Below are 17844 nucleotides of genomic sequence, written 5' to 3' on the forward strand. Positions count from 1 at the left end.
GTACGGATCAGCCCTCGGTGGGCCGCAGCGACAGCGAGATGCTGTTGATGCAGTACCGCTGGTCCGTGGGCGTCGCATAGCCCTCACCCTCGAACACGTGGCCGAGGTGGGAACCGCAGCGGGCACACCGCACCTCGGTGCGGACCATGCCGTGCGAACGATCCTCGATCAGCTCCACGGCCTCGGTGTCCTTCGGGTCGTAGAAGGACGGCCAGCCGCAGTGCGACTCGAACTTGGTGCCCGAGGTGAACAGCTCGGCACCGCAGGCGCGACAGGAGTAGACGCCCGTCGTCTTCGTGTCGGTGTACTCACCGGTGAAGGCGGGTTCCGTGGCCGCCTGGCGCAGAACGGCGTACTCGGACGGGGACAGTTCCGCGCGCCACTCCTCGTCCGGCTTCTCGACGTCGTACGTCATGAGACTCGAACCCCTTACTTCGTCAGACGGTCCAGGATCCGCGGGCCGAGGTCGGTGACATCGCCCGCTCCCATGGTGAGAACCAGATCACCGGGCTTCGCCATTCCCGCGACCACCTCGGGGATCTCCGCCTTGTCGTGGACGGCGGTGACGTCGGCCCCGGCCGCCCGCGCCGCTTCGATGATCAGCTCGCTGGTGACGCCGGGGATCGGGTCCTCGCGGGCCGGATAGATGCCGAGGACCACCGACGCGTCGGCCAGGGACAGCGACTGCCCCATCTCCTTGCCCAGCTCGCGGGTGCGGGAGAACAGATGGGGCTGGAAGACGACGAGGATACGGCCGTCGCCGGCGGCGGAGCGCATCGCCTCCAGGTCGGCGGTCATCTCGGTCGGGTGGTGCGCGTAGGAGTCGACGACCTGGACGCCGGCCGCCTCGCCCTTGAGCTGCAGGCGCCGCTTCACGCCGGTGTACGCGGCCAGCGCGGGCGCCAGTTCGGCGGCGGGGATGCCGAGCGCCACGCCGGCGGCGAGCGCGGCCACCGCGTTGTGCGCGTAGTGCCGGCCGGGCACGGACACGGTGAACGTGAGCGGGGCGCCGTCGAACTCGACGGTCACCTCGCTCCTCAGCCCCTGCGGGACGACCGACAGCACCCGGACGTCGGCGTCGTCGGACTCGCCGTACGTCACGGTGCGCACCGATCCGTCCAGCCGCCGGGTCAGCTCGCGGGCGCCCTCGTGGTCCGCGGAGATCACCAGGGTGCCGCCGGGCACGATCCGGCCGGCGAACGTCGAGAAGGACTCGTGGATCTCCTCCATGGACGCGTAGTTGGCGTGGTGGTCCAGCTCCACGTTCAGGATGATCGCGACCTCGGGCGCGTACTTGTGGAAGCTGCGGTCCGATTCGTCCGCCTCGGCGACGAAGATCTCGCCCGTGCCGTGCAGCGCGTTGGAGCCGGGGGCGTCCAGGTCGCCACCGATCGCGTACGACGGCTCGCGGCCCAGCGCGGTGAGGGAGACCGCCAGCATGGAGGTGGTGGTGGTCTTGCCGTGGGTGCCGGCCACCGCGATCGGGCGCAGGCCGTCCATCAGGGCGGCGAGGGCGTCGGAGCGGTGCACCACCGGGATACCGAGTTCGGCCGCCCGCACCAGCTCGGGGTTGTCCTCGCGGATCGCGGACGATACGACGACACAGCTCGCGTCGTCGGCGAGGTGCGCGGCGGCGTGCCCGATGTGCACGGTCGCGCCGAGGGCGCGCAGGGCGTCGGCGGTGGCGGAGTTCTTGGCGTCGCTGCCGGCCACCTTCGCGCCGCGCTGGGCGAGGATCTTGGCGATGCCCGACATCCCGGCGCCGCCGATGCCGATGAAGTGCGGTCGGTCCATGGCGGTAGGAAGGCCGGGTGCCATGCGTGTTCTCCCAGTGGTACGACGAGCGGGACGGCGGTCTTCGCGCCCTCGCCGGACGAACCGGGGAAAGCCGGGCAGAGCCGGGAGCGCGCCGCCCCAGCCTATGCCTTGCTGTGGGAGAAGAGTTTCAGCACCGGCACCCCGACCTTGTGGCGGGCCCGGGAGGCCCAGTCGCGGTGGAAGAACTCCTCCACGTAGTGCGGATCGGTCAGGACGATCACCTCGTCCGCGCCGACCTCCTCCACCATGGCCCTGAGCGCGTCCAGCGGGTGGTCGGCGATGAGCCGGCCGTCCGCCGTGTCGCCGGTGGCGCGCAGCGCCCGCAGGGACACCTCCAGGGCCTGCTCCCCCATGTCCTGGGCGTCCTCGCCCTCGGGGGTCTCGCCCTCGCGGGCTGCCTCGTCGAGCTCGCCGAGTGCGACGTCGTCGATGGCTCTCAACAGCCGGTCGGCCTGTTCGCCGCGTGGCTGGAGCAGCACATGGAAGGAGACCGGCTCGTCGCCGTGCAAGGTGGTGACGAAATCCACGTCGGCGGACGTCAGGGCCTTCTCGATCATCAATACGCTGGTGAACACCACGCGCCCCTTCTCCTCGGAGGACCCGCGGGCCCCTTCTCCGCTCCGCGGGCCGCGCCGGGCCCCCGGGGAAACCATCCTGCCCCGTGTGCGCACGGGTACTGCCGGATTCAGTGTTCCCTCTTCCCGCACCGGCGGGACCGATGTGTTCCGCCGATCACCGGACAAGCGGCCACCATCGGGCGCCCGCCCCGGACGTCAGGACCGCTGGTAGCGCGTGAACAGGAAACCGTCCTCCTCCAACATCGACTTCAGCGTGAAACGCCGCGGAAGTGTTACTGAGGGTCCACCGGCGATGCGCTGAGCGTCACCCGCGGTGAGCATCGGTGCGAGGGTCAGACAGATCTCGTCCAGTACCCCGGCCGCGATCAGCTCGCCCAGCAGTCGCGGCCCGCCCTCGGTCAGCAGCCGGGTGTGTCCGAGTCCGGCGAGGGCCCGTACCGCCCGCGCGGGGTCCACCGCGGCCCCCTCCCCGGCGACGACCACCCGGGCGCCCGCCTCCTCGGCGGCGGCGACCCGGTCCGGGGCGGCGGCGGCGCCGGTCAGCAGCAGCGTCGGCACGAGGGGGGAGGTGAACAGCGGCAGCGAGAAGTCCAGGTCCAGGCTCGCCGTCACCACGGCGATCACGGGCGCGGGCCCCTGTCCGGCGGCCTCCCGCGCGGCGGCGAACTCCGCACGCGCGCGTGCAGGACGGTAGCCCTCCTGCCGTACGGTCTGCGCGCCGACGACCACGACGTCGGCGAGGGCCCGCAGCACGCCGAAGATCCGCATGTCGGCCGGGTGGGAGAGCGGCTGCGAACGTCCGTCGTGCTGGGCGGCCCCGTCGAGCGTGGACACCATGTTGGCCCGCAGCCACGGCTCCCGCCCCCCACCGGGATGGGCATAGGCGGCGGCGAGCTCACCGAGCCCCCACTCACGAACGGCCGTCTCGTCGGTCACATCGGTCAAGGGGAACAGGCGTCGCATGTCAGGCAGTGTTCCACGGCCCGTAGCATGGGGGACCGTGTCGTCCTCCTCCGCCGCTTCCCGTCCCGGTCCGACAACCGACGTGGCCCCGCTCTCGCTGTGCGCGCGTGAGCCGCGCGTGCCCGCGGACCGGCTCGTCGCCGAGATGGTGCCGCCGCCGCGGTTCGACTCGGTCCGCTTCTCCACCTACATCCCGGACCCGGGCCGGCCGAGCCAGACCGAGGCCGTGGGCGTCCTCGAGGGCTTCGCGGCGGGCCTGACCGGCGGGGCGGGCGGCGACTCGGGCCGGCGCAGGCTGTTCGGCCTCGGCAAGGCGCCGAAGAGGACCCCGGCCGGTCCGCGCGGTGTCTACCTCGACGGCGGTTACGGCGTCGGCAAGACCCACCTGCTGGCCTCCCTGTGGCACGCCACCCCGGCCGAGCCCGCGCTCAAGGCGTTCGGCACGTTCGTGGAGCTGACGAACCTGGTCGGCGCGCTCGGCTTCCAGCAGACGGTGAAGACGCTCTCCGGACACCGGCTGCTGTGCATCGACGAGTTCGAGCTGGACGACCCGGGCGACACCGTGCTCGTCTCCACCCTGCTCGGGAAGCTGGTCGAGGCGGGTGTGGCGCTCGCCGCCACCTCGAACACGCTGCCGGGCAAGCTCGGCGAGGGCCGGTTCGCCGCCGCCGACTTCCTGCGGGAGATCCAGGGCCTGTCGGCCCACTTCCGCGCGCTGCGCATCGACGGCGAGGACTACCGCCACCGGGGTCTGCCTCAGGCTCCGGCCCCGCACTCCGACGAGGTGGTGACCCGCACGGCGCACACCGTGGAGGGCGCCTCGCTGGACACCTTCCCCGACCTCCTCGACCACCTCGCACGGGTCCACCCCAGCCGCTACGGCGCCCTGACCGACGGCCTCCGCGCGGTCTGCCTCACCGGCGTACGCCCGGTCCCGGACCAGTCGACGGCCCTGCGCCTCGTCGTCCTGGCGGACCGCCTCTACGACCGCGAGATCCCGGTCCTCGCCTCGGGCCTCCCCTTCGACCAGCTCTTCAACGAGGAGATGCTGAACGGCGGCTACCGCAAGAAGTACTTCCGAGCCATCTCCCGCCTGACAGCACTGGCCCGAGACGCGGGAAGGCTCACATGAGAAGCACGGGGACGGCGGCCCCGCAGGGGCGCGGGACTGTATCGATCTGCGGCTCCGCCGCGCGGGCGCAGAACGGGGGTCCGGGGGCGGAGCCCCCGGGGACGGGACGGGAAGGGGCGGCGGGGGCGAGAACACAGCCCACCACCGTGGCCCCACCCCCCACACCGGGCATATCGTTGCATTAGCAGCCGAAGACCTCTGACCGGGAGGTCGACATGCTCGACGAGATCCTCACCGCCGTCGCAGCGACCGGCGCCGCAACCGCCGCCTACCTCGCCGCAGCGGCCCGAGTCGTCAAACAGTACGAACGCGGCGTCGTCTTCCGCCTCGGCCGACTCCACGGCGACGTACGCGCACCCGGCTTCACCCTCGTCGTCCCCGGCGTGGACCGCCTGCACAAGGTCAACCTGCAGATCATCACCATGCCGGTGCCGGCCCAGGAAGGCATCACCCGCGACAACGTCACCGTCCGCGTGGACGCGGTCGTCTACTTCAAGGTCGTGGACGCCTCGGCGGCGATCATCAACGTCGAGGACTACCGCTTCGCCGTCTCCCAGATGGCCCAGACCTCGCTGAGGTCGATCATCGGCAAGAGCGACCTCGACGACCTCCTCTCCAACCGCGAGAAACTCAACCAGGGCCTCGAGCTGATGATCGACAGCCCCGCGATCGGCTGGGGCGTCCAGATCGACCGGGTCGAGATCAAGGACGTCTCCCTCCCCGACACCATGAAACGCTCCATGGCCCGCCAGGCCGAGGCCGACCGTGAACGCCGCGCCCGCGTCATCAACGCCGACGCCGAACTCCAGGCGTCCAAGAAACTCGCCGAAGCCGCCCAGCAGATGTCGGACACCCCCTCCGCCCTCCAGCTCCGTCTGCTGCAGACCATCGTCGCGGTGGCCGCCGAGAAGAACTCCACGCTCGTCCTGCCCTTCCCCGTCGAACTCCTCCGCTTCCTGGAACGCGCCCAGCAGCCGGACCACGCCGTGGGACCCGGCCGGAAGCCCGACGGCGCGTGACACGAGCTACGCGCGTGGTTCCCGTGACCCGCACCAGGTGATAGACACGGCGGGATCACAGTTCCTGTCCGCCAACAGGAAGGTTTCCCCATGCCAGAAACCGGGTCCACCACCGGCTCCCCCGCGACACGACGTCAGCTGCTCGCCCGTTCCGGCGCCCTCGGTGTCGGCATCGCCTTCACCGGCGCCCTCTCCGAGCTCTTCACCGGCACCGCCGCCGCGCAGAAGCTCGGCCACGCCGGCTACGGCCCCCTGATCCCCGACCCCGACGGCCTGCTCGACCTGCCGAAGGGCTTCCGCTACCAGGTGCTCTCCCGCGAAGGCGACCCGCTGCGCTCCGGCGAGGGCCCGGTCCCCTCCAACCACGACGGCATGGCCGCCTTCGCCGGCCGCCACGGCCGTGTCCACCTGGTCCGCAACCATGAGAACCGCGCCAACGGCAGAGTGCCCGTGCCGGTGATCGACGGCCTGACCTACGACCCGGAGGGCAAGGGCGGCTGTACGGCGCTCACCCTCGACCACCACGGCCGGGTGCTGTCGGAGCGGGTCGCGATCGCCGGTACGGCGGTGAACTGCGCGGGCGGGCCGACGCCCTGGGACACCTGGCTGACCTGTGAGGAGACCGAGGACCGGGCCGGCACCAACGGCTACACCAAGGACCACGGCTACATCTTCGAGGTCGACGGCGCCGACCCGCGCCGCACCGGCGCCGTACCGCTGACCGCGATGGGCCGCTTCCAGCACGAGGCGATCGCCGTGGACCCGAAGCGAGGCGTGGTCTACGAGACCGAGGACGCCTTCGAGCGGCCCTTCGGCCTGTTCTACCGCTTCCTTCCGAAGAAGCCGCTGGGCGGCACCGGTTCGCTGCGCGCGGGCGGCCGGCTCCAGGCGATGCGGGTGCCCGGGGTGCCCGACCTGTCCTCGATCCAGGAGATCGGCGCCCGCTTCGACCACATCGAATGGGTGGACGTACCGGACCCGCAGGCAGCCGAAACCCCCATCCGCCACCAGGACTTCGGCGCGAAGGGCATCACCCACGCCCAGAAGCTGGAGGGCTGCTACTGGGGCGGGAGCTCGGTCTACTTCGTCTCGTCGTTCGCCCACAGCGCCGAGGGTTCGGCGGCCGACCACTACGGCCAGATCTGGCGCTACGACCCGGACCGGCGCCGCCTCACCCTCGTGATCGTCTTCGGCCCGGACACCGACGTGCAGCTGCCCGGCGAGTCACCGGACAACATCTGCCTCGCGCCCAGCGGCGGCCTGATGGTCTGCGAGGACGGCAACGGCGCCCAGCACGTCTACGGCGTCACCCGGCGCGGCGAGGTCTACGCGATGGCGCGCGGGAGGCAGAACCTCGGCACGCCCGAGGAACCGGAGTGGGGCGAGTTCGCCGGCGTCACCTTCTCCCCGGACGGCGACACGATGTACGTCAACTGCTACACCCCCGGCACGACGTTCGCCGTGACGGGTCCCTGGCGCGGGTAGCGGGGCGACGACGACCGGGGCGGAGGGCGGCAGGCCCTCCGCCCCGGCGCCGGACTCAGTGCGCGAGGAGGCCGTCCATCTGGCCGATGGCCTGGGTCATCCCCTCCACCATGCCCATCTCGGCCAGCTGCTCCATCTGCTCGCGGGTGTCGAAGACGGAACGCAGTTCCATCCGGGTGCCCTCCCCGTGCCCGGTGAGCGTCATCCGTACCTCGGTGGTCGGCATCTCGGGGTTCGGCCTGCCCTCCTGATCGGAGAAGCCGTCGGTGAACTCGAGGGCCGTCGGCGGGGTGACCGAGGAGATCCGCCACCAGCCGCCGTACTTCTCGCCCTCCGGGCCGGTCATGTGGTACTTCATGCCGCCGCCGGGGGTGAGGTCGTGCTCCTCGAAGGTCGCCGGGTAGCTCGGCGGCCCCCACCAGCGCTCCAGCAGCCGGGGGTCGGCCCACAGCTGCCACACCCGCTCCACGGGGGCGGCGAAGTCGGCGACGAGGGTGAGGGTGAGGGCGTCGACGTCCTTGTCCACGCTGGTGACAGTCATCGGTCCGTTCCTTTCGGGGGGGTGTCGGGGCCGGCGGCCTCCGTGAGCAGGCCGGACATCCGGTCCACCCGGGCCCGCCAGGCCGACTCCAGTTCGTCCAGTGCCCGCCGGGCGCGGGCCAGCGCGTCGGGGTCGGTGCGCACGAGCTGCTCCCGTCCGCGCCGCTCCTTGCCGACCAGTCCGGCCCGCTCCAGCACCGTGACGTGTTTCTGCACCGCGGCGAAGCTCATCGGATACGCCGCGGCCAGACGTGACACGGACAGCTCACCCCGGCCACAGCGACGGAGTATGTCCCGCCGCGTCGCGTCGGCCAGGGCGTGGAACAGCCGGTCCACGCCGTCGGTCTCATCGAACCCATCTACAACCATTTGGTTGTACGTTAATCCCGTACCGGCCGCCGCGCAAGGGGAGGGCCGCGCCACTGAACCCGGCGCACGGGGGTACTCGGCCCCGCATGACGGAGAACCAGCAGGTCGGCGGCTCGTACTGGCTGGAGACGGCACCGGACGGCCGATACCCCGCACCGACCGGGGACCTCGAGGTCGACGTGGCCGTCATCGGCGCGGGCATCGCCGGTCTGTGCACGGCCCGGGAGCTGGCACGGGCCGGGAAGACCGTCGCGGTGCTGGAGGCCGGGCGGGTCGCGGCCGGTGTCACCGGGCACACCACGGCCAAGGTCACCGCCCTGCACACGCTGGTCTACGACAAGCTGCGCCGGACCCGGGGCGCCGAGGGCGCGCGGCTGTACGCCCGTTCGCAGTCCGAGGCGATCGAGCACACCGCCCGGGTCGTGGCGGAGCTCGGCGTCGACTGCGAGTGGGAGCGCCGCAGCGCGTTCACCTACGTCCGTGACGCGGACCGGGTGGAGGAGCTGCGCGCGGAGGCGCGGGCGGCGCGGGAGGCGGGGCTGCCGGCCTCCTTCGTGACGGAGACGGGTCTGCCGTTCCCGGTCGCGGGCGCCGTCGAGGTGACGGACCAGGCACAGTTCCATCCGCGCAAATACCTGCTGGCCCTGGCGGGGGACATCGTCGCGCACGGCGGGCGCGTCCACGAGGACACCACCGTCGTCGGTCTGGAGGAGGGCACGCCCTGCCGGCTGTCGACGGCGGCCGGGGCGACGGTGACGGCCCGGGACGTGGTGGTCGCCACCCACTACCCGGTCTTCGACCGGGCGCTGCTGTTCACGCGTCTCTCCCCGCGCCGCGAACTGGTCGTCGCGGGTCCCCTCCCGGCCGGCCGGGACCCGGGCGGGATGTACATCACCCCGGAGGAGAACACCCGCTCGGTGCGCACGGCCCCCTACGGCGAGGACGGCTCCCGCCGCTTCCTCGTGGTCACGGGTGAGCACTTCACGCCGGGCACGGGCGACCCGCGCGCCCTCTTCGGCCGGCTCTCCGCCTGGGCCCGCACGCACTTCCCGGACGTGGAGCTCACCCACTCCTGGGCCACGCAGGACAACGATCCCACCGACACCGTGCCGCTCGTCGGCCCGCTGCACCCGGGCGCCCGGCACACCTACGTCGCCACCGGTTTCGGTGGCTGGGGGCTGAGCGGGGGCATGATGGCCGGTCTGCTCCTCACCGCTCAGATCACCGGGGAGGAGTGCGCGTGGAGCGGGCTGTACGACCCGCGCCGCCTGGCCTCCGCCGTACGCGAGGCGCCGTCGTTCCTCAAGCACCAGGCGCAGGTCGCCGGGCACTTCGTCGGCGACCGGCTGCGTCCGGCACCGCCGGCGGAGACACTGCCGCCGGGCGAGGGCGCGGTGGTGCGCACCGAGGGCGGCCGGCTCGCGGTGTACCGCGACGACGCCGGCACCCTGCACGCCGTCTCCGCCCGCTGTACCCACCTCGGCTGCCTGGTCGCCTTCAACGCGGCCGAGCGCGCCTGGGAATGTCCCTGCCACGGCTCCCGCTTCGACACGGACGGCAACGTCGTCCAGGGCCCGGCGACGCGCCCCCTGGAGCGGCGCGACATCTGATCCGGGACGGACGCCCACCCGGGTGAGACCGGCTCCGAACCGGCCCCACAAGCCCAGGAACGTCCAGAAACCGCTCATATCGTCATACGGTGATCACTCTCGTACGCCGATCAGCCGCCGTATGCCTCCTGGCCACCGCGCTCGCCGCCTGCGCCACCACCCGCCCCGCCCCGCAGGCACCGCCCCGCCCGGCGCCCTCCGCTCCCTCGGCGCCGCCCACGCTCGCGCCGGGCCCGTCCGGGCTCACCCCGGTCTTCCGGCACGGGCCGCGCACCGGTGGCAGGACCGTCGCCCTCACCTTCGACGCCGACATGACCGCCGACCAGGGGCCGAGGGCGGCGGCGGGCGAGCACTTCGACCATCCGCGGCTCATCACGACCCTGCGGGCGCTGAAGGTGCCGGCGACGGTGTTCATGACGGGCCGGTGGGCCGAGGAGTACCCGGACCAGGCCCGCTCCATCGGCCGGGACCCGCTCTTCGAGGTCGCCAACCACTCCTACAGCCACTACGCGTTCACCGAGGACTGCTACGGCCTGCCGGCCGTCTCCGCCGACCGGATGCGGGCGGACGTGGAACGGGCGTACGACGTCTTCCGGAAGGTGGGCGTGCCCGACGCGAAGCCGTACTTCCGTTTCCCCGGCGGCTGTTACGACCGTACGGCGCTGAAGGCGCTGACCCCGGCCGGGGTGACGGCCGTGCAGTGGGACGTGGTGGGCGGCGACGCCTTCGCGACGGACGCGAAGGCGGTGGCCGCTCAGGTACTGGAGGGCGTACGCCCCGGCTCGGTGGTCGTGCTGCACTGCACCCGCAGCGCCGCCCCGACGACGGAACGGGCCGTACGCGAGGCCGTCCCGGAGCTGCGCCGCCGGGGCTACCGGTTCGTGAAGGTGTCGGACCTGATCGCGGCGGCGAACGGCCGGGGCTGAGCCGTCCTACGCTGGAGGCATGAACGACACCGACGACGACTACTGCCTGATCGACGCGTCCCGGCCGCCGAAGGCCGGCGGCCCGCCGTACGCGGCCTGTGTGCTCTGCCAGGAGCCGACGGAGTACCCGGAGTCGTACAAGGGCATCACGATGTGCCCGGTCTGCGAGTGGCGCGAGGCCGAACGGACGTCCTGCTCGGGCTGAGGGCACGTTCGCGCGGGTTGGCACACTGTCCTCGTGAGCGACAACCGAACGTCTTCCGCCGACAGCCCCTTCCGCCCCGACCCCGGCGCCCGCGACGAGGCACCGCAGTTCGTCCTGCCCCTGGTGGTCCGCATCGAGCGGGCGGCGCCCCCGGCCCGTACGGACGCCCTGGAGACGGCGGCCCGCGCGGTACTGGTGATGCTGACCGACGAGCGGTCGGTGGGCGAGGGCGAGTGGGCGCGGGCGATGCGCGACTGGCAGGACGCCCGGATCCGCAAGGTGGTGCGCCGGGCACGCGGTGCGGAGTGGCGCCGCGCGGAGGCGCTGGACGGCATCACCGTTACCGGCGGGTCCGCCGAGGTCCGGGCCTTCCCGCCGGTGCCGCTGGACGGCTGGCCCAAGGACCTGGCCCGGCTCCAGGTCTCCGGTACCGACCTGGACGACCCCGCCCCCGTACCGCCCGCGGACCCCGCGGTCCCCACCCTCTGGCTCAACCCCGACCTCGGCATGTCGGCCGGCAAGGCCATGGCGCAGGCCGGCCACGCCGCCCAGCTGGCCTGGTGGGAACTCTCCGACGAGGCCCGTACGACCTGGCACGCCGCCGGTTTCCGCCTCGCGGTCCGCACCGCCGCCCCGGCCGACTGGCCCGCCCTGACGGCCGCCGGCCTCCCCACCGTCCGCGACGCGGGCTTCACGGAGATCGCCCCCGGCTCCAGCACGGTGGTGGCCGACCACCCGGCCCTGCGCCGACGGTGAACGCGGGCCACGCGACGGCCGCCGCCGTCCCCCCATGGACGAGGCGGACATCGTCCTGTCGGCGGCCGGTGGCTGATTGACGTCGCAGGCCCGCGCGGGACGCGTAGGGTGCGGCGCCGTGGCTGTGGATTGCGATCATCATCCTGTTCTCTGGCGTGACCGGCGGTTCCTGCTGCTCGCCTCGGCCCGGACCGTCTCGGTCCTCGGCAACGGGTTCGCCCGGGTGGCGCTCGGGTTCGCCGTGCTGGGGCTGCCCGGTGCGACGCCGGGACGGCTGTCGCTGGTGCTGGCCTGTCAGGCGCTGCCGCAGCTGTTGTTCATCCTGGTCGGCGGGGTGATCGCCGACCGGATGTCCCGGGCGCGGCTCATGGTGGTCGCCGACATCGTGGGCGCGGGCGCGTACGCCGGTCTGGCCGCCCTGGTCCTGTCGGGGCACGCCCCGCTGCTCCTCATGTGTGTGCTGGCGGTGGTGGCCGGCACCGCGACCGCCCTGTTCTCCCCCGCGATGGACGGTCTGGTGCCGCTCGTGGTGCCGGCGGGGCGGCTGCAGCGGGCGAACGGGCTGTTGCGGGTGGGCACCAACACGTCCCTGCTGCTCGGGCTCGCCCTGTCGGGGGTCACCGTCGCGTGGATCGGCGCCGGCTGGGCGCTGGCGCTCAACGCCGGCTCGTTCGTCGTCAGCGCGGTGCTCACGGCGCGGCTGCGGGTCCCCGGCCGGGCGGGGAAACCGTCCTCCGCCCTGGACGATCTGAAGGAGGGCTGGCGGGAGTTCGCCTCGCGCCAGTGGCTGTGGGTGGTCGTGGCGCAGTACACCGTCGTGGTGGCCGCGCTGAACGCCAACGCGGGTGTCCTGGGTCCCCTGGTGGCCGAGGAGGAGCTGGGCGGCGCCCGCGCGTGGTCCGTGATCGTCGCCGCGCAGGCGCTCGGCACCATCGCGGGCGCCGGGCTGGCCGCCCGGGTGCGGGTCGGCCGGCCCGTGCTGGTGGCGGTGCTGGCCACGTTCCCCGCCGCGCTGCCGATCGCCCTGCTGGCCGCTTCGGCACCGGTGTGGGTGACCGCCGTGGCCATGTTCTGTTCGGGGATCGCCGCGGACGTCTTCGCCGTGCTGTGGTCCACCACCATCCAGCGCGAGATCCCCGAGGAGTCGCTGTCCCGTGTCGCCTCCTACGAGTGGTTCGGGTCGCTGGCGTTCGCGCCGCTGGGGCTGCTCGTGGCCGGGCCCGCCGCCGATGCCGTCGGAGCCCGGGAGGCGCTGGCGGGGTGTGCCGGGCTGATCGTGGTGGCCACCGCCGCGGCCCTGCTGGCTCCCCAGGTCCGCGGGCGGCGGTGACCGGGGGTCAGGGGGCCGCGGTGAGGGCCGACAGGGCGCCGGCCTGGGTGCGCCAGTCGGTCTGGTTGGGGGTGGTGCCGGACCAGCGTTGGCCGAGACGGTTGAGGGGGTCGCGGTCGGTGGTCCAGATCGAGTCGGACTGGCGGGTGAGGTACGTGCGGTAGGCGGTTGAGCCGGTGGCGTCGGCGAGGTCGGCGAGGTGGCGTACGAAGATGCCCTTGAACTGCTTCTGGTTGTCGTCGCAGGAGGCCGTGCCGATGTCGCAGGACTCGGTGAGGATGCCGTCGCGGGTCAGCCGGGGTGAGGTCGTCGCCGCGTCCGCCAGGCGTCGTGCGGTGTCGAGATAGCGGGCCTCGCCGGTGGAGCGCCAGAGCTGGGTGAAGGCGCCGATGGCCAGGCCCTGGTTGTAACTCCACACCGTCTGGCCGTTGTTGGCACAGGAGCGGGTCAGGCCGTCGTTGACCAGGCCCGAGGAGTTGATCAGCCCGCTGTCCAGGTACCAGTCCGCCGCCGTGGTCGCGCGCTCGCCCCACACCGTGTCACCGGCGAGGCGCTGGTGCAGCGCGGTCGTCAGCCACAGGTACAGGCCGCTGGTGACGGCGTTCTTGTAGGTGTGCTCCCGGTCCCACCACACGCCGCCGCCGCAGGTGGACGGGTCCCAGTGCCGGTGCAGATAGCCGGCGATGGTCACCGCCTCGTCCAGGTAACGCCGTTCACGTGTCCGGTCGTACGCGGTCACCCACGCGATGCCCCACCAGCCCGCGTCGTCGACGGCGCGGCTGATGAAGTGGCCCTCGACCGGGTCCGAACTGCGGGCTCCCGCGGGGAAGACGCCCCTGTTCTGCTCGAAGGTGCGGGAGACGGCCCAGTCGTAGTCGTGCCGTCCGTTCTTCCGGGCGAAGTCCATGACCGTGGTGATCGCGACCGCCGAGTTCCACCAACTGCTGCGCCACCAGCCCTCGTCGGTCCGGTACGACGCCATCAGCGCGTCGGCCGCGGCGCGTGCCCGCGTCGGGGCGGGCCGGGCCCACGCCGTACAACCGCCCTCCTGGTGGGCCGCTTCCCGGCCGCACGCGCGGACCGCGCCGCCGAGGAGGAGGCCGCGCGGGTCCCGGGTGGCGTACATGTCCGTACGGGTGCCGGCCGCGCCGGACGGGACGCCCGTACGGCCCAGGGAGGAGCCCTCGGGCCAGGTCGCGCCGCCGTCCCAGGAGCGGTCGAGCCAGATCTCGTCGCCCGCGCCGCCGTTCTCGATGACGCCCCACGCCATGCCGTTCGCGTGGTCCATGTGGAGGCTGATGGTGCGCCCGAACAGGGTCGCCGCCGGTACCGGGCGGTCGTCGCCGGCCGCGCCGGCCGGGTCGGCGCCGTCGCACGACGTGCCGTCGCAGACCCGCGGGTACACCCAGTCGGTGCAGGCGACCCCGGCCGCGTCGCCGCAGGCGCGGATCCAGCCGCGCCGGTGGCCGACCGGGTCGGTGATGTTGTACATCAGCGTCCGCGTACCGGTCCAGGTGCCGGGAACGGACGCCTTGCCGAGGAGGGGTTCCCAGGTGGTGCCGCGGTCCCAGGAGCGGTCCAGCCATACCGCGTCCCCGGTGACAGCGTTGTCGATGCTCGCCCAGGCCATGCTGTCCGGATCGGACACATGCAGCCGCAGGGTCCTGCCGTTGATGTTCCGGTCCGGTACGGGGAAGGTGTCCCGCGCCGCCCCGGACGGGTCGAGGGTGTCGCAGGCCAGCGCGCACACCGGCGTCGCCGCCTGCGCGGGGGCGGGCAGGGCGACCAGCCCGGTCAGGGCGAGGCCGAGGGCCACGGTGGTGCCGAGGAAGCGGTGAGCGCGGTCGGACATCGTCTCTTCCTTTCCGTCGGTCAGGGTGCGGCGTTGAACAGATCGACGGCGCTGTGCTGACGCGCCGCGTCCACGGTGTCGAGCGGCCCGTACCAGCGCAGCCCGTACTGGTCGAGGCCGTTGCGGTCGCTCGTGTGGGCGCGGTCGGCCTGCCGCCGGAGGTAGGGGGTGTACGGGTGGTCCGCGAGTACGGTGTTCAGCTCCCCGAGCCCTCGTACGTGCGCGCCCTTGAACGACGGCCCGTCCGCGCCGCAGTCGCCGTTCTCGCAGGGGTCGCGCAGTATGCCGTCCGCCGTGTTGAGCGCGGACGAGGTGGTGGCGGCGTCGGCGATCCGGCGTGCGTCGGTGAGCAGGCCGCCGTCGCCGGTCGCCCGGTACAGCTCGGTGAGGGCGCCGAGCAGCACGCCCTGGTTGTACGACCACACCGTGTCGCCGTTGTTGCGGCAGGTCCCCAGGCCGATACCGTCGTTGACCAGGTTCGAGCCGTTCACCATGCCCGTGCCCCTGAACCAGGACCAGCCGGCCCGTGCCCGGTCGAGGTGGGTCCGCTCGCCGGGGATCCGGTTGTGCAGCGCGGCGTTGAGCTCGATGTAGAGGGAGTTGGCGATCGCGTTCTTGTACGTCCGGGCGGTGCTCCACCACACCCCGCCGCCGCAGGTGGAGTCCCAGTGGGCGGCCATGTGGTCGGCGTCGGCGCGGGCGGTGGCGAGATAGCGGCTGTCCCCGGTCAGATCGTAGGCGGCCACCCAGGCCAGGCCCCACCAGCCGGTGTCGTCGATGTACTCGTTGCGGAACTGCCCCTGCCGCGCGTTCACGTTGAGGTCGTACGTGCGGGCGACGGCGTACCGGTAACTGCCCATGCCCGACACGCGGATGTTGTCGATGACGGCGGTGAGCGCGTTCGCCGAGTTCCACCAGCCGGTGGTGGCGAACAGGCCGGTCGAGTAGTCGTAGAGCGTCATCAGCCCGGTGGCCGCCGCGGTGCGCCGGTCGCCGGCGTTCCATGTGGTGCGCGCCCAGGCGGTGCAGGCGATCTCGGGGCGGTCACCGGCCTTGCCGCAGGCCCGCAGCGCGCCGACGCCGTGCGCGCCCCAGTCGTCGACGTTGTACATCGGGGTGCGCCATCCCCGCTGCCCCGACGGTACGGCGGTGGCGCCGAGCCGGCTTCCCGGACTCCAGGTCCGGCCGCCGTCGAAGGAGCGGTCGAGCCAGACCTCGTCACCGGGGCTGCCGTTGCCGACTGAGGCCCAGCCCATCGCGTCGGCGTCGTCGAAGTGCAGGACGACCGACCGTCCGTGGACGCTCGCCGTGGCGGGTGCGCGGTCGCCCGGGGAGAGGGCGGGGTCACGGCCGTCGCAGTACTTGTTGCAGACGGCGGCGGAGGCGGAGGAGACGGACGCGGACGCGGTAGGGGGCAGCAGCGCGCACAGGGTGAGCGCGAGCAGGGCCGCGAGCTGCCGTCGGCGGGTTCTTCGTGCGGAGTTCATGGGCGGACTGCTCCCTCTGTGGGGCGCCCTCCTGCCCTGAGGACACCTGATGGGGCCGCGCGCGGACCCGCCGGCGACAGCGACGGGCCCCTCGCACACGGGGCAGGGTGATAGGCGGAGGTGGGGGGTTGAGAGCGCTCTCGCAAAGTAGTACTGAGCAGGGAGAGCGTCAACGAGTCGGACATGAAAGGAAGTTGCGCGAGAAATCGGAGGTTTGCCGGTAGTTCGTACGGGATCCGCACCGCCACGGCGCGCGTGACGCCGGCCCTCGGCGCAACCTCAAATATTGCTCTGAAGGCGACGGAGGACGGTTCGGGGGCGGGCCGGAGGGTGATACCCCTCTCACTACGGGGGCCGGACGGGGCCGGGAGGGGTGGGGACGATGGTGTGGCTGGGGACGGGGATCGGGTGGCGGCCGGAGATCGCGGAGGCCGTCGAGAACATGCCGGGGATCGACTGGGTCGAGGCCGTGGCCGAGAACGTGTGTCCCGGGCATCTGCCCGAGTCGCTGGTACGGCTGCGCGAGCGCGGGGTGACCGTCGTGCCGCACGGGGTGTCGCTCGGGCTCGGCGGGGCGGAGCGGCCCGACGAGGGGCGGCTGGCCGCGCTGGCGGAGCGGGCCGAGGCGTTCGGGTCGCCGCTCGTCACCGAGCACATCGCGTTCGTCCGGGCGGGCGGCGCGCTGACCGCCTCCGGGCCGCTCGAGGCCGGGCATCTGCTGCCGGTGCCGCGCACCCGCGCCGCCCTCGACGTGCTGTGCGAGAACGTCCGTATCGCGCAGGACGCGCTGCCCGTGCCGCTGGCCGTGGAGAACATCGCCGCGCTGATCTCCTGGCCCGGCGAGGAGATGACCGAGGGCCAGTTCCTCTACGAACTCGCCGACCGGACCGGCGTACGGCTCCTCATCGACGTCGCCAACCTGCACACAAATCACGTCAACCGGGGCGAGGACCCGGCCAGGGCGCTCGCCGAACTGCCCCTGGAGGCCATCGCGTACGTCCATGTCGCGGGCGGGTTCGAGCGGGACGGCGTGTGGCACGACAGCCACGCCCACCCCGTGCCGCGGCCGGTGCTCGATGTGCTCACCGACCTCGCCTCCCGGGTCTCCCCTCCCGGCGTACTGCTGGAGCGGGACGAGAACTTCCCCGGAGCGGAGGAGATGCGGGGGGAGCTGGACGCGATCCGGCGGGCCGTCGAGGAGGGGGCGGGGCGCCGACCGGAGACGGGGGCGGCCCCGGTCGCGGGCGTCCGTCCCGGGGCCCGGCAGGGCGCCGGTGACACCACCCGGCAGCGGCTCGCGCTCGCGCAGACCGCCGTACTGTCCGCGCTGGTCGCCGGGACGCCCGTGCCCGAGGGGTTCGACCGGGTGCGGATGGGGGTGCAGGCGCGGGCGCTCGCCGCCAAGCGGGCCGATGTCGTCGCCAAGGTCGCGCCCGAACTGCCGGTGATCCTCGGCGACGGCTACCGGGCCGCGTTCCTCGCGTACGCGCAGACGCGGCCGATGACGGGCGGCTACCGGCGGGACGCGCTGGACTTCGCCGAGCACGTACTGGCCGAACGGCCGGGGAACACGCGGCGCGAGCTGCGGGAGTGGTGGCTGGAGCGGGCCGGGTCGAGGCCGCGTTCGCGCAGGCCGGCGGTGCGGCTGGCGCGGGCCACCCGGCGGGTGCTGCTGCGGCGCTGAACCCCCACGCACAGTCGGCAATCCAAGCGGAACGTCACATACCCACAACGCTCCGTCCGGATGGTGAACAAGGCATGGCGCGTTCGTGAC

17 protein-coding genes are annotated in these 17844 nt (G+C 72.9%); 9 read left to right on the plus strand and 8 right to left on the minus strand.

Annotation, left to right across the window (positions count from 1 at the left end; genetic code table 11):
- Window positions 1-7: 7 nt before the first annotated feature.
- From msrB to ACGFR9_RS03065, 4 genes are all read right to left on the minus strand, one after another.
- Complete coding sequence (msrB, locus tag ACGFR9_RS03050; RefSeq protein WP_393202342.1) at window positions 8-415, minus strand: peptide-methionine (R)-S-oxide reductase MsrB; 408 nt, start codon at window positions 413-415, stop codon at window positions 8-10.
- A 14-nt stretch (window positions 416-429) separates the two neighbouring features.
- Window positions 430-1818 (minus strand): UDP-N-acetylmuramate--L-alanine ligase, encoded by a 1389-nt coding sequence (gene murC, locus ACGFR9_RS03055; RefSeq protein WP_393202344.1) that lies wholly within the window; start codon window positions 1816-1818, stop codon window positions 430-432.
- A gap of 101 nt (window positions 1819-1919) precedes the next feature.
- On the minus strand, window positions 1920-2393 hold the full coding sequence (locus ACGFR9_RS03060) for an indole-3-glycerol phosphate synthase (RefSeq protein WP_393202770.1): 474 nt from the start codon (window positions 2391-2393) through the stop codon (window positions 1920-1922).
- Window positions 2394-2591: 198 nt separating this feature from the next.
- Window positions 2592-3359, minus strand: a complete 768-nt coding sequence (locus ACGFR9_RS03065; protein ID WP_393202346.1) for a pyrimidine reductase family protein — start codon at window positions 3357-3359, stop codon at window positions 2592-2594.
- A gap of 37 nt (window positions 3360-3396) precedes the next feature.
- Here ACGFR9_RS03065 and zapE point away from each other — a divergent pair, with 37 nt between their 5' ends.
- The 3 genes from zapE (at window position 3397) to ACGFR9_RS03080 (ending at window position 6995) form a co-directional block, all read left to right on the plus strand.
- The gene (gene zapE / locus ACGFR9_RS03070; RefSeq protein WP_393202348.1) at window positions 3397-4491 is read left to right on the plus strand and encodes a cell division protein ZapE; all 1095 of its coding nucleotides are present in this window, start codon (window positions 3397-3399) and stop codon (window positions 4489-4491) included.
- A gap of 215 nt (window positions 4492-4706) precedes the next feature.
- A complete protein-coding gene (locus ACGFR9_RS03075; RefSeq protein WP_393202350.1) occupies window positions 4707-5510 on the plus strand; it encodes a slipin family protein in 804 nt (267 codons plus the stop codon).
- Window positions 5511-5600: 90 nt separating this feature from the next.
- Window positions 5601-6995, plus strand: a complete 1395-nt coding sequence (locus ACGFR9_RS03080; RefSeq protein ID WP_393202352.1) for a PhoX family protein — start codon at window positions 5601-5603, stop codon at window positions 6993-6995.
- A gap of 55 nt (window positions 6996-7050) precedes the next feature.
- Here the strand turns inward: ACGFR9_RS03080 and ACGFR9_RS03085 are convergent, their stop codons facing one another.
- Together ACGFR9_RS03085 and ACGFR9_RS03090 are read right to left on the minus strand one after the other, a co-directional pair.
- On the minus strand, window positions 7051-7536 hold the full coding sequence (locus tag ACGFR9_RS03085; protein ID WP_393202354.1) for an SRPBCC domain-containing protein: 486 nt from the start codon (window positions 7534-7536) through the stop codon (window positions 7051-7053).
- Window positions 7533-7904, minus strand: a complete 372-nt coding sequence (locus ACGFR9_RS03090; RefSeq protein WP_393202356.1) for an ArsR/SmtB family transcription factor — start codon at window positions 7902-7904, stop codon at window positions 7533-7535. Before ACGFR9_RS03090 ends, ACGFR9_RS03085 begins: the two co-directional genes overlap by 4 nt.
- An 86-nt stretch (window positions 7905-7990) precedes the next feature.
- On the opposite strand from ACGFR9_RS03090, the gene ACGFR9_RS03095 reads away from it, so the two are divergent.
- The 5 genes from ACGFR9_RS03095 to ACGFR9_RS03115 all read left to right on the plus strand — a co-directional run bounded on the left by ACGFR9_RS03095 (window position 7991) and on the right by ACGFR9_RS03115 (window position 12731).
- A complete protein-coding gene (locus ACGFR9_RS03095) occupies window positions 7991-9514 on the plus strand; it encodes an FAD-dependent oxidoreductase (RefSeq protein WP_393202358.1) in 1524 nt (507 codons plus the stop codon).
- A gap of 89 nt (window positions 9515-9603) precedes the next feature.
- A complete protein-coding gene (locus tag ACGFR9_RS03100; RefSeq protein ID WP_393202360.1) occupies window positions 9604-10440 on the plus strand; it encodes a polysaccharide deacetylase family protein in 837 nt (278 codons plus the stop codon).
- A 19-nt stretch (window positions 10441-10459) separates the two neighbouring features.
- Entirely contained in the window at window positions 10460-10645 is a 186-nt protein-coding gene (locus tag ACGFR9_RS03105; RefSeq protein ID WP_393202362.1) for a hypothetical protein, read from the plus strand.
- Window positions 10646-10678: 33 nt separating this feature from the next.
- Window positions 10679-11401 (plus strand): aminoacyl-tRNA hydrolase, encoded by a 723-nt coding sequence (locus ACGFR9_RS03110; protein WP_393202364.1) that lies wholly within the window; start codon window positions 10679-10681, stop codon window positions 11399-11401.
- Between the two features lie 118 nt (window positions 11402-11519).
- Entirely contained in the window at window positions 11520-12731 is a 1212-nt protein-coding gene (locus ACGFR9_RS03115) for an MFS transporter (protein WP_393202366.1), read from the plus strand.
- Between the two features lie 7 nt (window positions 12732-12738).
- Here the strand turns inward: ACGFR9_RS03115 and ACGFR9_RS03120 are convergent, their stop codons facing one another.
- A complete protein-coding gene (locus ACGFR9_RS03120) occupies window positions 12739-14583 on the minus strand; it encodes a glycoside hydrolase family 76 protein (protein WP_393202368.1) in 1845 nt (614 codons plus the stop codon).
- Window positions 14584-14603: 20 nt separating this feature from the next.
- Window positions 14604-16070 (minus strand): glycoside hydrolase family 76 protein, encoded by a 1467-nt coding sequence (locus ACGFR9_RS03125; protein ID WP_393202370.1) that lies wholly within the window; start codon window positions 16068-16070, stop codon window positions 14604-14606.
- Window positions 16071-16452: 382 nt separating this feature from the next.
- Here ACGFR9_RS03125 and ACGFR9_RS03130 point away from each other — a divergent pair, with 382 nt between their 5' ends.
- The gene (locus tag ACGFR9_RS03130; protein ID WP_393202372.1) at window positions 16453-17754 is read left to right on the plus strand and encodes a DUF692 domain-containing protein; all 1302 of its coding nucleotides are present in this window, start codon (window positions 16453-16455) and stop codon (window positions 17752-17754) included.
- Window positions 17755-17844: the final 90 nt, after the last annotated feature.

The sequence above is a fragment of the Streptomyces sp. NPDC048584 genome (assembly GCF_043199595.1).
Classification (GTDB): Bacteria; Actinomycetota; Actinomycetes; order Streptomycetales; family Streptomycetaceae; genus Streptomyces; species Streptomyces edwardsiae.

What these genes read in the sequence shown, in the direction of transcription:
- msrB (WP_393202342.1), bottom strand. Translation starts at nt 415, where the DNA reads ATGACGTACGACGTCGAGAAGCCGGACGAGGAGTGGCGCGCGGAACTG.
- murC (WP_393202344.1), bottom strand. Translation starts at nt 1,818, where the DNA reads ATGGCACCCGGCCTTCCTACCGCCATGGACCGACCGCACTTCATCGGC.
- ACGFR9_RS03065 (WP_393202346.1), bottom strand. Translation starts at nt 3,359, where the DNA reads ATGCGACGCCTGTTCCCCTTGACCGATGTGACCGACGAGACGGCCGTT.
- ACGFR9_RS03075 (WP_393202350.1), top strand. Translation starts at nt 4,707, where the DNA reads ATGCTCGACGAGATCCTCACCGCCGTCGCAGCGACCGGCGCCGCAACC.
- ACGFR9_RS03080 (WP_393202352.1), top strand. Translation starts at nt 5,601, where the DNA reads ATGCCAGAAACCGGGTCCACCACCGGCTCCCCCGCGACACGACGTCAG.
- ACGFR9_RS03085 (WP_393202354.1), bottom strand. Translation starts at nt 7,536, where the DNA reads ATGACTGTCACCAGCGTGGACAAGGACGTCGACGCCCTCACCCTCACC.
- ACGFR9_RS03090 (WP_393202356.1), bottom strand. Translation starts at nt 7,904, where the DNA reads ATGGTTGTAGATGGGTTCGATGAGACCGACGGCGTGGACCGGCTGTTC.
- ACGFR9_RS03095 (WP_393202358.1), top strand. Translation starts at nt 7,991, where the DNA reads ATGACGGAGAACCAGCAGGTCGGCGGCTCGTACTGGCTGGAGACGGCA.
- ACGFR9_RS03105 (WP_393202362.1), top strand. Translation starts at nt 10,460, where the DNA reads ATGAACGACACCGACGACGACTACTGCCTGATCGACGCGTCCCGGCCG.
- ACGFR9_RS03120 (WP_393202368.1), bottom strand. Translation starts at nt 14,583, where the DNA reads ATGTCCGACCGCGCTCACCGCTTCCTCGGCACCACCGTGGCCCTCGGC.
- ACGFR9_RS03125 (WP_393202370.1), bottom strand. Translation starts at nt 16,070, where the DNA reads ATGAACTCCGCACGAAGAACCCGCCGACGGCAGCTCGCGGCCCTGCTC.
- ACGFR9_RS03130 (WP_393202372.1), top strand. Translation starts at nt 16,453, where the DNA reads ATGGTGTGGCTGGGGACGGGGATCGGGTGGCGGCCGGAGATCGCGGAG.